The organism is Tumebacillus permanentifrigoris, from assembly GCF_003148565.1.
Classification (GTDB): Bacteria; Bacillota; Bacilli; order Tumebacillales; family Tumebacillaceae; genus Tumebacillus; species Tumebacillus permanentifrigoris.
Map to the genome: position 1 here is coordinate 1 of NZ_QGGL01000033.1, position 12261 is coordinate 12261.

The 12261-nt window shown below is 55.9% G+C and carries 13 protein-coding genes, 3 tRNA genes, 2 rRNA genes and 1 other annotated feature; of the genes, 17 read left to right on the forward strand and 1 reads right to left on the reverse strand.

Annotation, left to right across the window (positions count from 1 at the left end; translation table 11 throughout):
* The 14 genes from C7459_RS21875 to ileS form a co-directional block, all read left to right on the forward strand.
* A 23S ribosomal RNA gene (locus C7459_RS21875) occupies window positions 1–141 on the forward strand; the annotation flags it as partial.
* A 58-nt stretch (window positions 142–199) separates the two neighbouring features.
* Window positions 200–286, forward strand: a tRNA-Leu gene (locus C7459_RS21880).
* 72 nt (window positions 287–358) lie between these two features.
* Window positions 359–1186, forward strand: a complete 828-nt coding sequence (gene pheA, locus C7459_RS21885; protein ID WP_109691398.1) for a prephenate dehydratase — start codon at window positions 359–361, stop codon at window positions 1184–1186.
* 127 nt (window positions 1187–1313) lie between these two features.
* Window positions 1314–2252 (forward strand): sigma-E processing peptidase SpoIIGA, encoded by a 939-nt coding sequence (spoIIGA, locus tag C7459_RS21890; protein WP_109691399.1) that lies wholly within the window; start codon window positions 1314–1316, stop codon window positions 2250–2252.
* Between the two features lie 39 nt (window positions 2253–2291).
* Window positions 2292–3014 carry an RNA polymerase sporulation sigma factor SigE gene (gene sigE, locus C7459_RS21895; protein WP_109691408.1) on the forward strand — a complete coding sequence of 241 codons (723 nt, stop codon included), beginning with the start codon at window positions 2292–2294 and terminating at the stop codon, window positions 3012–3014.
* A gap of 69 nt (window positions 3015–3083) precedes the next feature.
* The gene (gene sigG, locus C7459_RS21900; RefSeq protein WP_109691400.1) at window positions 3084–3863 is read left to right on the forward strand and encodes an RNA polymerase sporulation sigma factor SigG; all 780 of its coding nucleotides are present in this window, start codon (window positions 3084–3086) and stop codon (window positions 3861–3863) included.
* Between the two features lie 97 nt (window positions 3864–3960).
* Window positions 3961–4251: a YlmC/YmxH family sporulation protein gene (locus C7459_RS21905; RefSeq protein ID WP_109691401.1), complete on the forward strand. Its 291-nt coding sequence runs from the start codon at window positions 3961–3963 to the stop codon at window positions 4249–4251.
* An 85-nt stretch (window positions 4252–4336) separates the two neighbouring features.
* Window positions 4337–5113, forward strand: a complete 777-nt coding sequence (gene pgeF, locus C7459_RS21910) for a peptidoglycan editing factor PgeF (RefSeq protein ID WP_109691402.1) — start codon at window positions 4337–4339, stop codon at window positions 5111–5113.
* A 38-nt stretch (window positions 5114–5151) separates the two neighbouring features.
* Window positions 5152–5844 carry a YggS family pyridoxal phosphate-dependent enzyme gene (locus C7459_RS21915; protein WP_109691403.1) on the forward strand — a complete coding sequence of 231 codons (693 nt, stop codon included), beginning with the start codon at window positions 5152–5154 and terminating at the stop codon, window positions 5842–5844.
* A 14-nt stretch (window positions 5845–5858) separates the two neighbouring features.
* Window positions 5859–6305 (forward strand): cell division protein SepF, encoded by a 447-nt coding sequence (locus tag C7459_RS21920; protein WP_109691404.1) that lies wholly within the window; start codon window positions 5859–5861, stop codon window positions 6303–6305.
* Window positions 6306–6324: 19 nt separating this feature from the next.
* Window positions 6325–6606: a YggT family protein gene (locus C7459_RS21925; RefSeq protein WP_109691405.1), complete on the forward strand. Its 282-nt coding sequence runs from the start codon at window positions 6325–6327 to the stop codon at window positions 6604–6606.
* Window positions 6607–7389 carry a YlmH family RNA-binding protein gene (locus tag C7459_RS21930; RefSeq protein ID WP_109691406.1) on the forward strand — a complete coding sequence of 261 codons (783 nt, stop codon included), beginning with the start codon at window positions 6607–6609 and terminating at the stop codon, window positions 7387–7389.
* Between the two features lie 97 nt (window positions 7390–7486).
* Window positions 7487–7969: a DivIVA domain-containing protein gene (locus C7459_RS21935; protein ID WP_109691407.1), complete on the forward strand. Its 483-nt coding sequence runs from the start codon at window positions 7487–7489 to the stop codon at window positions 7967–7969.
* 47 nt (window positions 7970–8016) lie between these two features.
* Window positions 8017–8259: a binding site (T-box leader), on the forward strand.
* Between the two features lie 67 nt (window positions 8260–8326).
* Complete coding sequence (gene ileS, locus C7459_RS21940) at window positions 8327–11101, forward strand: isoleucine--tRNA ligase (RefSeq protein ID WP_281272799.1); 2775 nt, start codon at window positions 8327–8329, stop codon at window positions 11099–11101.
* 58 nt (window positions 11102–11159) lie between these two features.
* On the opposite strand, the gene C7459_RS23565 is transcribed toward ileS, so the two are convergent.
* Window positions 11160–11558, reverse strand: a complete 399-nt coding sequence (locus C7459_RS23565; RefSeq protein WP_170119612.1) for a hypothetical protein — start codon at window positions 11556–11558, stop codon at window positions 11160–11162.
* Window positions 11559–11827: 269 nt separating this feature from the next.
* On the opposite strand from C7459_RS23565, the gene C7459_RS21950 reads away from it, so the two are divergent.
* The 3 genes from C7459_RS21950 to C7459_RS21960 all read left to right on the forward strand — a co-directional run.
* Window positions 11828–11919: transfer RNA gene (locus tag C7459_RS21950), tRNA-Ser, on the forward strand.
* 3 nt (window positions 11920–11922) lie between these two features.
* A tRNA-Lys gene (locus C7459_RS21955) sits at window positions 11923–11998 on the forward strand.
* 76 nt (window positions 11999–12074) lie between these two features.
* A 16S ribosomal RNA gene (locus tag C7459_RS21960) occupies window positions 12075–12261 on the forward strand; the annotation flags it as partial.

Consider the following 12261-nt stretch of genomic DNA (forward strand, 5'->3'; position numbering starts at 1 on the left):
CGCGAAGCCCCCCTCAAGATAAGATTTCCCACACGGTCAACGTGGTAAGACCCCCAGTAGAAGACTGGGTTGATAGGCTGGGTGTGTACGTGCCGTGAGGCATTTAGCTGACCAGTACTAATCGGTCGAGGGCTTATCCTACGAAATGCAAGGTCTTATACTCACAAAGTTGTAGCATCCAGTGTATCAAGTTTGTTATGCGATCATGGCGGAATTGGCAGACGCGCAAGATTCAGGTTCTTGTGGGGGCAACCCTGTGGAGGTTCAAGTCCTCTTGATCGCACCATTGTACATCTACAAGACATCTAAGGCTCGATCCGAACAGGATCGAGCCTTTTTTGCAAAGGGAGGATCATCCATGTTAGTCGGTTGCTTAGGTCCAAAGGGCACGTTCACCGAAGAGGCGTCGCGCCAGTATTTTGTCGAGGAGGATGTCGAGTGGAGCCTTTTTCCGTCCATTCTCGACACCTTGGAGGCGCTGGTGGAGAAAGCGGTCGACCGTGTGGTCGTCCCGATTGAGAATTCCATTGAAGGCTCGGTCACGATGACGCTTGACGGCCTCACGCAGTATGAGGAGTTATTTGTCGAAGCGGAGATCGTGATGCCGATCCGGCAAAATCTGCTAGCCCTCGCAGGCACGCAGTTCGATCAGATCCGCGAGGTCTGGTCACACCCGCAAGCGTTGGCACAATGCCGGCACTACGTACGCAAGTTGGGCGCGACGGTCAAGACCTATGACAGCACCGCAGCCGCAGCCGCTGACGTTGCCGCCAGCGGGCGGACAGACGTCGCTGCGATCGGTACGCTGCTCGCTGCCCAAAACAACGCCTTGGCAGTGCTGGAGGCAAGTGTGCAGGATGTCGCCGACAACTTCACCCGATTTGTCGTGATCCGCCGCACGGGCAAGACGGTCGCCAAGGCGGAGAAAACCCTGCTCCATGTGCAGTTCGGCCAAGACCAGCCAGGTGCGCTCGTTCACGTCCTCAACGTGTTTGCCGCCCTCTCGCTCAACCTCTCGCACATCGAGTCCCGCCCGACGCGCAAGAAGCTCGGAACCTACCAATTCTTCATCGATGTCGAAGCCGGCTGGCAGGAGGATTCCTTGCAAAAAGCCATCTCGATCGTTGAAACGTATGGCCACCAAGTGCGCGTGCTCGGTACCATGAATCGCCATTTTGTACTCTAGCACCCGACAAGGGTGCTTTTTTTGACGAAAACTTTTTTGAGAAGAGCGTCAAGTTCTGACAGCCTCTGCAATAGACTTGTACTATACTGGGGGCAATCGGCGAACCTGTTTGGTAGGTGATGACGAAATGCCCGTCGTCTATTTGGACGTCATCTGGGTGATCAATCTCGTCTTAGATGGGTTCATTTTATTCGTGACGGCTTTCCTGGCCCGTCGCAAAGTTAGTGGGTGGCGGATGATCGGCGCATCTGCCATCGGAGCCTCATACGCTCTTTTTTTATTCTTTCCTGCTCTGTCTATGCTGTTGTCGTTTGTTTGTAAAGTGTTGTTCTCAGTCCTGATGGTCTGGGTGGCGTTCCGTCCAAAAGGGGTGTGGGAGTTTGGCAAACTGCTCGGACTGTTCTACCTCGCTTCATTTCTAATGGGCGGCGCGGCCTACGCGACCAACGGACTTTTCCAAAACGTCTCGATGAAAAACGGGCTCGTGATCGTCAAAGGTCGGATCGCCTGGCTGCAACCAAGTACATTGCTGTTGATCGTCGTCGGAATTCCACTGGTCTACTGGCTGGGCAAAAGCGCGTGGAACTCCCTCGCCAAAGCCAAGCACCGGGAGCACAATTTCTGGCAGGTGGAAGTTCGCATCGGCGACTGGCAAGCCCAGTTTACCGGATTGCTCGACACTGGGAATGCGCTGACCGACCCGCTGTCCCGCACCCCGGTGATGGTGGTGGATGGGGAGTTGTTGCGGGAGGCATTGCCCGCTGCGTTAACCGAGTGTTTGGAAAAAGGTGCCGATCTCGCGTCCGCTCTCGGCGACTTCGAGTTCGACGAGGCGTGGCAAGCTCGCCTGCGACTGGTTCCATACCGAGGCGTTGGCGGAATGATGGGCATGTTGCTGTGCTTCCGGCCCGATCTGGTGCGCATCACCGCAAACGGGGAGGAGCATGTGTGCCGCAAAGTGCTGGTCGGCTTGAACCCGAAACCGCTGGCGGCCGATGGTTCGTACCGCGCCATCTTGCACCCCGCGATGCTTGGTGAAAGCACAGCGTACAAGGCTGTCAGCTAAAGCAAGGGATGAAAGGAGACAACCTCGATGAGATTGCCGATTCCGTTGAAACTGCGATTGCAGGCGCGTCTGTTGTTTCTGCGCTTGCTCTTCAAATTCGGCGCTACGCCAGAAGAAATCTACTATGTAGGCGGAAGCGAGGCCCTGCCGCCGCCCTTGACCCGCGAGGAAGAAGAGTTCCTGCTGGAAAAACTGCCGACCAAGGACGAAGCCGTCCGCGCGGTGTTGATCGAGCGCAACCTGCGCCTCGTCGTCTACATCGCGCGCAAGTTCGAAAACACCGGCATCAACATCGAAGACCTCGTCTCGATCGGCACGATCGGCTTGATCAAGGCAGTCAACACGTTCGACCCGGAGAAAAAAATCAAACTTGCAACCTACGCGTCGCGCTGCATCGAAAATGAGATTCTGATGTTCCTGCGCCGCAACAACAAGATACGTTCCGAAGTGTCGTTTGATGAGCCGTTGAACGTGGATTGGGACGGAAATGAGCTGTTGCTCTCCGATGTGCTCGGCACGGAAAACGACACGATCTACCGCGATCTCGAGGAACAAGTTGACCGCAAACTACTGTATAAGGCGTTGGAAAAGCTAACCGAGCGCGAACGCAAGATCATGGAAATGCGCTTCGGGCTGACCGATGGCAAAGAGATGACACAGAAGGATGTGGCCGATCTGCTCGGCATCTCGCAGTCCTACATCTCGCGTCTGGAAAAGCGAATTATCAAGCGTTTGCGCAAAGAATTCAACAAAATGCTGTAGTGCATATTTCTCCCTCCGATGGCTCATACTGTCTGCAACTGAGGCGGATATGAATGGAGGGAGTCACTCATGAAACGTAACAAAGTCGAAATTTGTGGCGTGAACACAGCTCAGCTTCCCGTTCTAACCAATGCCGTAATGCGTGAACTCTTCGTCGCACTGCAAGCAGGAGAATTGCCCGCCCGTGAGAAATTGGTCAACGGCAACCTCCGCCTCGTGTTGTCTGTCATCCAGCGCTTCAACAATCGGGGAGAGTACGTCGACGACCTCTTCCAAGTCGGATGCATCGGCTTGATGAAGGCGATCGACAACTTCGACCTCAGTCAAAACGTCAAGTTCTCCACCTACGCCGTCCCGATGATCGTCGGCGAGATCAGACGCTATCTGCGCGACAACAACCCGATCCGCGTAAGCCGTTCGTTACGCGACATCGCCTACAAGGCGCTCCAAGTCCGCGACAGCCTGACCAACCAGAACTTGCGTGAACCTTCCATCGTCGAGATCTCCGAAGCGATGGACGTACCCAAGGAAGACGTCGTGTTCGCGCTCGATGCGATCCAAGACCCGGTCTCGTTGTTTGAGCCGATCTACCACGACGGAGGCGACCCGATCTACGTCATGGATCAACTCAGTGATGAGAAAGACCACGACACCCTGTGGGTTGAGGAGATTTCCATCCGCGAGGCGCTGACCAAGCTCAACGAGCGGGAAAAACGCATCCTCTCGATGCGCTTTTTCGAAGGCAAGACGCAGATGGAAGTCGCAGATGAAATTGGCATCTCCCAAGCCCAAGTCTCCCGCTTGGAGAAGGCAGCCATTTCGCACATGCACAAGTTCATAAAAGCATAGAAAAAAGCCGCGGGCGCAAAACCGCGGCTTTTTTTCCGATTCCGCAGTTCGTACTTCTGCTTCGGACATATACATAGAGGAGGAAGGGGCGAGTCAGATGGTCAAAATCTCCGAGTTGCAAGCGAAGGATGTCGTCAGCATCTCCGACGGGAAACGGTTGGGCCAGATCGGAGACCTCGACATCGACCTGGAAAACGGCATGATCCGCTCGATCATCGTGCCGGGGGGCGGACGCTTTTTGGGCATGTTCGGCAACGGGCAGGACTATGTGATCCCGTGGAGTCAGATCGTGAAGATCGGTGCCGATGTCGTGTTGGTCGAGGTGCGCGGGTCAGGTGACTCTCACTATCTGCCGCCGGGCAGCGGTTCGAGCTCCGGCGGTTTTTAAAAGCGAAGGGATTCCTGCTGGAGTCCCTTTCGCTTTTTTAGTCAGGTGTGGTACGATTTGGACAGAGTGGAAAGGATGAGCGAGGATGATGTCTCGAATCATCGCCCGTTTCACGACCCGTCTGGAGGGTGTGAGCGAGGCGCCTTATACAAGTTGCAACCTGGGCTTGCATGTCGGGGACCAGCCGAAGCATGTGGTAGAGAACCGGGCGCGCGTAGGAGCTTCCATAGGCGTTCCGCTGGATGCGTGGGTGGCCGGTGAGCAAGTACACGGTGCGACGGTGACGGTGGTCACCGCCGAGGGGAAGGGTCGTGGGGCACGCGATCTGGAAAGTATGTTGCCCGCAACCGATGCGCTCGTGACCAACGTCCCGGGGATCGGACTGACCACGTATGCGGCCGACTGTGTGCCGTTGCTGTTCGCCGCACAGGATGTGCAAGCGATCGGTTGCGCACATGCGGGCTGGCAAGGCACGGTGAAAAAAATCGCGGCGAACACCGTTCGCACGCTGATCGCTCAATACGGAGCGGACCCTGCGCAGCTTGAAGTTTGGGTCGGCCCGTCGATTGGACCGTGCTGTTACGAGGTGGACGAGCGCGTCGCCGCTCAGGTGCGCGAGGCGTTTCCTGCCCAGCAGGATCACCTGTTGACCCCGAATCACAACGGGCGTTGGCAGTTGGATCTGTGGCAGTGCAACGTGCAGGCTCTGGTGGAGGCGGGAGTGCGAGAAGCAAACATTCACCGCGAGGATGCCTGCACGAGCTGTCGAGTGGACACCTACTTTTCACACCGCAAGGAAGCGGGGAAAACCGGACGACATGCCGGGATCATCGCGATCTTGCAGGAAAAAGCGGGCAACTAAGCGTATAAGTACCTATTGGCCCGCAGGAGGACATCGCTATGGACTACGAAAAGCGCTTGCAGGAGATTCGTGCGCGGATCGCTGCGGCTTGCTCCCGTGTGGGGCGCAACCTGGAGGATGTGACGATTGTCGCGGTGACGAAGTACATCGACACCGAACAGACGGAGCAGGTCATTCGGGCCGGGCTGACCGACATCGGGGAGAACCGCTTGCAAGTCGCCTTGCCAAAAATGGAAGGCATGGGGGCCGAGTTGCAAGCCAGCGTTCGCTGGCATTATATCGGAAGCCTGCAGACCAAGAAAGTCAAGGACGTGCTACCGCGTTTTTACATGATACATTCGCTGGATCGCCTCAGTCTCGCGGAGGAGATCCACAAACGAGCGGCTGCATTCGGTCGCTCCATCCCGTGCTTGGTGCAGGTCAACATCTCTGGTGAAGAGTCCAAAAGCGGACTCGCGCCGGCGGAGCTGCCGGCGTTTTTGCAACAGGTGCGGGAGTTGGACGGGGTCGAGGTGCGCGGATTTATGACGATGGCTCCGGCAGGTGCTGACCCGGAGGAGGCGCGCCCGGTGTTTCGCGGGTTGCGTGAGTTGCGCGATCAACTGCTTGCACAAGGACTGGTGCCAGCGCAGGCTCGTGAGCTGTCGATGGGGATGTCAGGGGATTATGAAATCGCTGTGGAGGAGGGCGCCACGCTGGTGCGCCTCGGCAGCATTCTCGTGAATGGTTAAGGAGGACAGAGATCATGTTCCAAAAAGTGATGACGTTTCTCGGTTTGGCCGATGAAGAACAGCCGCGCCGAGAGGAAGAACTGATCGATGAACAGCAACAGCAGCAGGGTCAACAGGAGAGCGTCGTCCCGCTGAAGCGTCAGGGAACGGTCGTTTCGTTGCACACGCAAAAGCAAGTCCGCGTCTACCTCGCGGAGCCGGAAACCTATGACGACGCCCAAGGCATCGCCGACCATCTGCGCAACCGCCGCCCCGTCGTCGTGAACCTGCACAAAGCCCCGCACGATGTCGCCAAGCGCGTGATCGACTTCATCAGCGGCTGTACGTATGCGCTGGGGGGGACGTTGCAAAAGCTCGGGCACAACATCTTCCTCTGCGCGCCGGAGAATATCGACGTGCAGGGCTCGATCAGCGATTTGCTGGAGGACGGAAGTCTTTCCTCCATGAACAACCCACGATAAAACTCAACGAGGTGAAGGAATGGTTTCGCTCACGGTTATCATCGTCTATGCGATGCGTCTGTACAGTTACCTCTTGTTTGCCAGCGTTCTGGTGACTTGGTTCCCCGATATTCAAAAGTCCACGATCGGTCGTCTGTTGTATCGGATCACCGAACCGTACTTCGGGATCTTCCGTCGCTTTATCCCGTCTGTTCGGCTGGGCGGCGGTTACATGGACTTCTCGCCGGTCGTCGCGTTGATCGTGTATGACTTGTTCGTGCAACGAGGCGTCATCTACCTCTTGGGCAAGGTGCTCTACTAGATGAAGCAAGATCATGTGATGATGCACTTCCGGCCGGAGGAACGGCCTTTTGTGGAGCGAATGATCGACTTGGCGGATCGTGTAGACGACCGCCAGTCGCCCGCTCTCACCGACTTTTTGGACCCGCGTCAGCAAAAAATCGCCATGTCCGTCGTGCGACGCCATGCCGATGTCGAGATCTCCCTGTCCGGAGGTATTGACGCGGCGGAGCGGCAACGTGCCTTGATCGCCCCCGCGTATTGGGTGCCGGAGGACAGCGAGTTTGAGCTGGCCTTTTTGCGTATCGCCGTACCGGGTGATTATGTGAAACTTTCGCATGGTGACTACTTGGGTGCGTTGGTCGGGCTGGGGATGAAACGCGGGAAACTCGGTGATCTGAGCGTGTCTGATGAGGGGTGCGATCTGGTTGTGGCGCGTGACATGGCCGATTTTGTGCGGTTGCACTTGAATCAGGTCGGACGAGCCACCGTACAGGTGCAAGAGATCGAGCGCGGGCAGGTTAAGTCGGTGCAGCGTGAGTTTCAGGAGAAGGAATTCACCGTGATGTCGCTGCGACTCGATGCCGTGGCCTCGGATGCGTTTAACCTCTCGCGCACAAAGGTCGTCGACCCGATCAAAAGCGGCAAATTGCAACTGAACTGGCAGACGATCGAGAACCCGGCGACACAGGTCGAGGAGGGGGATGTGATCTCCCTGCGCGGGCACGGTCGGGTGCGCATCCTCGAAGTGGGCGGACAAACCAAAAAAGGCCGAACGGTCTTAAAAGTCGGAAAATATATCTAGTACTGGCAGGAGTTTCGTCGGATGCCGTCGAAATAGATGGGGCAGGATGACGAAGGTTGTCTTATTTTCTCAGGAATTGATGGAGGTGCCGGATCGAATGTTGACTCCGCTCGATATTCATAACAAGGAATTTGGCCGTTCGTTACGCGGTTACAATGAAGATGAAGTAAATGAGTTTCTCGACCGCGTGATCAAGGACTATGAAGCTCTAGTTCGTGAAAACCGCCTCCTCGAAGAGAAGGTCGCTAGCCTCGAAGAACGTCTTCAGCACTTCCAAAACTTGGAGGATACGTTGTCCAAGTCGATCATCATCGCGCAAGAAACGGGTGAGGAAGTCAAAGCCAACGCCCGCAAGGAAGCACAATTGATCGTCAAGGAAGCGGAGAAGAACGCAGACCGCATCGTCAATGAATCGCTCGTCAAGTCGCGCAAGATGGCGATGGAGATCGATGAGATTCAAAAGCAAGCGTCCGTTTATCGCGCACGCTTCCGTTCGCTCGTATCCGCACAGTTGGAACTGTTGGAGAGCGAGCAGTGGAACCACTTGCTCGACGAGAAGACCATCCGTCTCGAAGAATAACAATTGACAAGTTTGGTTACGCTATCATATAATACGTGCAACTTCAACATTTGACGTTGAACGGGACGAGTAGCGGTTGGGAACTTTGCAGCGAACCGGGGTTGGGTGCGAGCCGGGAAAGGGAACAATCGGGAAAATCACCCGGGAGTCGTGGACTGAACCTGCCTTTTTTCCCGGCAGTACTAAGTTTCACCGTGCTGGCCTACGTTACAGGGCTCAACGAGCGGCTCTCTTTTTTTAGAGGGCAAGCAGGGTGGTACCACGAGAAACCAAAGTCTCTCGTCCCTTCGTGTGCACAAGCATACGGAGTGACGAGGGACTTTTTTTGTTTCATACTTGTAAGGAGTGACGACAACAATGGAAAAGCTGGAATACAACAAGACCCTGAACCTGCCGGAAACGGAGTTCCCGATGCGCGGCAACCTGCCGCAACGCGAACCGGAGATCCAGGCGAAATGGGATGCATTGAACATCTACGCAAAAGTACAAGAGCAGCAAGCGGGCAAGCCGAAGTTCATCCTGCATGATGGCCCGCCCTACGCGAACGGCGACATCCATATCGGTCATGCGATGAACAAGGTCTTGAAGGACATCATCGTCAAGTACAAGACGATGTCCGGCTTTGATGCACCTTACGTCCCAGGTTGGGATACGCACGGCATGCCGATCGAGCACGCGATCATCAAGAACAAGGGCATCAACCGCCATGAAGTGCCGGTCACCGAATTCCGCCAGATGTGTTACGACTACGCGCTGGATTTCGTCGAGCGTCAAAAGGGTCAGTTCCAGCGCCTTGGCGTGCGGGGGGATTGGCAAAACCCGTACATCACGTTGCAGCCGGAGTATGAAGCGCGCCAGATTCAAGTGTTTGGTGAGATGGCGAAAAACGGCTACATCTACAAAGGCCTGAAACCGGTCTACTACTGTGCGGCCTGTGAAACCGCGCTGGCGGAGGCAGAAGTCGAGTACGCCGACAAGACCTCTCCGTCGATCTATGTAAAGTTTGAAGTGTTGGATGGCAAAGGCGTCCTGCCGGCGGAGAACACCTCGATCGTGATCTGGACGACCACGCCGTGGACGCTCCCGGCAAACGTTGCGATCTCGCTCGGCCCGGACTTTGAGTACGATCTGGTGGCAGTCAACGGGGAAAACCTGCTGATCGCGCAACATCTGGTCAGCGCAGTGTTGAAAACCGCTGGCGTGGACGCTCAGCCGAAGGTGCTCAAAACCTTCAAAGGCTCAGAACTGGAACTCGTCACCTGCAAACACCCGTTCCTCGACCGTGAATCGCTGGTCATCCTCGGCGACCATGTCACGCTCGAATCCGGGACCGGTTGTGTACACACCGCACCGGGTCACGGGATGGAGGACTACTTGGTCGGTTTGAAATACGACCTGCCGATCCTCGCACCGGTTGACGGACAGGGCAAATTCACCGCCGAGGCGGGCAAGTATGCCGGCCAATTCTACATCAAAGCGAACAAACAGATCATCGCCGACTTGCAAGAGTCCGGTCGTCTGCTGGTGGAAAAGTCGCTCGACCACAGCTACCCGCATTGCTGGCGTTGCAAAAACTCGGTGTTCTTCCGCGCGACCGAACAATGGTTTGGCTCGATCGATAAATTCCGCGACAAGCTGCTGGAAGAGATTAAAAAAGTCGAGTGGAGCCCGGTCTGGGGCGAAGTGCGTCTGCACAACATGGTCGCTGACCGCACCGACTGGTGTATTTCCCGTCAGCGCAAGTGGGGCGTGCCGATCCCGATCTTCTACTGCAACGATTGCAACACGGAGATCATCAACGATTCGACGATCGACAAGCTCTCGAAACTGTTTGCCGAGCATGGCTCGCAGATCTGGTTTGAGAAGGAAGCGTCCGAATTGATCCCGCATGGTTTGACTTGTTCCTGTGGTGGCGATACGTTCCGCAAAGAGTCGGACACGATGGATGTCTGGTTCGACTCCGGTTCCTCGCACATGGCGGTGCTCGATGCGCGCCCGGAGCTACAATGGCCGGCCGACCTGTATCTGGAAGGCTCTGACCAATATCGCGGCTGGTTCAACTCCTCGCTCTCGACGGCGGTGGCCGTGCGCGGGCAAGCTCCGTACAAAGCGATCCTCTCGCACGGGTTCACCCTCGACGGCGAAGGTCGCAAGCAGTCCAAGTCGCTGGGCAATGTCGTCGACCCGCTGAACGTCATGAAGCAATACGGTGCTGATATCCTGCGTCTGTGGGTGGCTTCTGTTGACTTCCGTTCGGATACCCGCGTCAACGATGCGATCCTCAAGCAGGTGGCAGATGTCTACCGCAAGACGCGTAACACGTTCCGTTACCTGCTGGGCAACTTGAACGACTTCAACCCGCAGACAGACCTCGTGCCGCTGGATCAGTTGCTGGAGCTCGACCGTTGGGCGCTGAACAAGTTCGAGCAAGTGCGCGAGCGCGTCCTGAAGGGCTACGAAGCGAATGAATTCCATGTCGTGTACCATGAGATCAACAATTTCTGCACCGTGGCGATGTCGAACTTCTACTTTGACGTGTCCAAAGACCGGATGTACACCGTCGCTCCGAAGGCGTTGGAGCGCCGTTCGGGCCAGACCGCGATGTACCAGATCCTCGTGGCGCTGACCCAACTGCTCGCCCCGATCCTCACGCACACCGCAGATGAAGTCTGGACGTATGTGCCAGGCGCTTCTGAGGAGAGCGTGCAATTGACCGAGTTCGGTGGCGTCGTGGCTCCGTTTGATGCAGAGCTCGACAAAAAGTGGGACGCGATCCTCTCCGTCCGCGATGAAGTGTTGAAAGCGATGGAAGTCGCACGTCAGGAAAAAACGATCGGCAAGTCGCTGACCGCGAGCTTGGAACTGTATCCGGACAGCAAGACGGCTGAGATTCTGGCGAGCGCTCCGAACCTCAAGGAAGTCTTGGGCGTTTCGTATGTAGCTGTACAGGAAGTCGGGACTGCTGTAGCGGCAGATGCAACGCAATACAACGGTCTGTTCGTGAAGGTAACCGCTGCTGGTGGCGAGACCTGTGAACGTTGCCGTGTGGTGACCCCGGATGTGGGTACACAGGCCGAACATCCGACGCTCTGCCCGGTTTGTGCAGATAACGTCGTCCACTTTATCAAGTAGGCAAAAAGGCCTCCAACGCCACAAGGCGTTGGAGGCTTTTTTTATCGCGGGGTGAAAGTTAGCGGGAAGGGCTGCTTTCCTTGTGGTAGCCGCCCCCATACCCCCCGTAGCCACCGCCATAGCCATACGGGTGATAGCCGTACCCACCGCCGTGGTAGCCGCCGCCATATCCACCATACCCACCGAAGAACGGCGGGAAGAACGGAAGGATCGGCGGGTGGTAGTACGGACGAGGACGGCCACCGCCATAGTACGGATACGGGCGACGGACATCTTCAACGCTGCGGTAGTCGTCGAATTGGCCGGCTTGGTTGTAGAAGTTTGCGTAGTACTGGTTCAGGCTGTTCTGGTATTCCGGGGTTTCGAAGTAGCGGTACTCGATGTTATGGATCTCCGGATTGAACTCATGGAAGGGGATCAGTTGGACGTCCGACTGTTGGTTGTAGTTTCTCAGCAATGCAGGTCACGCTCCTTGGGTTCAGATGGGCTGTGGTTCATTTGACACCCTATGGATATGTGCGGAGAGTAGGCGTGGTGCGGGAATAGCAGAAAAACAGGCGAGTGCCTAGATTTAGCGAAAAGTGTGGGTGCGGCGAATGATGGCGGACGTAATCTGAGGAGATTGTCGTTTTTGCGCGAAACTTGTTTTTGATTTGCTAGGGGGAGACATGCTATATTAACACCTGTCGCCACGAGATACGGCGGCAAACGAATTGAAAAACACATGGAGAGATGTCCGAGTTTGGTCGAAGGAGCTTGACTCGAAATCAAGTAGGCGGGTAACCGTCTCGGGGGTTCGAATCCCTCTCTCTCCGCCATGTGAGCCATTAGCTCAGTTGGTAGAGCACCTGACTTTTAATCAGGGTGTCGAAGGTTCAAGTCCTTCATGGCTCACCATTTTCATTTTTTACGATTGATCCTTGAAAACTAAACGAGTGATAGATGAGAATCGATTCGAGCCTTGAATCAAACTTTAATTGAGAGTTTGATCCTGGCTCAGGACGAACGCTGGCGGCGTGCCTAATACATGCAAGTCGAGCGGACTGATTCGGAGCTTGCTTCGAGGATGTCAGCGGCGGACGGGTGAGTAACACGTGGGTAACCTGCCTGGCAGACTGGGATAACGCTTGGAAACGAGTGCTAATACCGGATGATCTCTT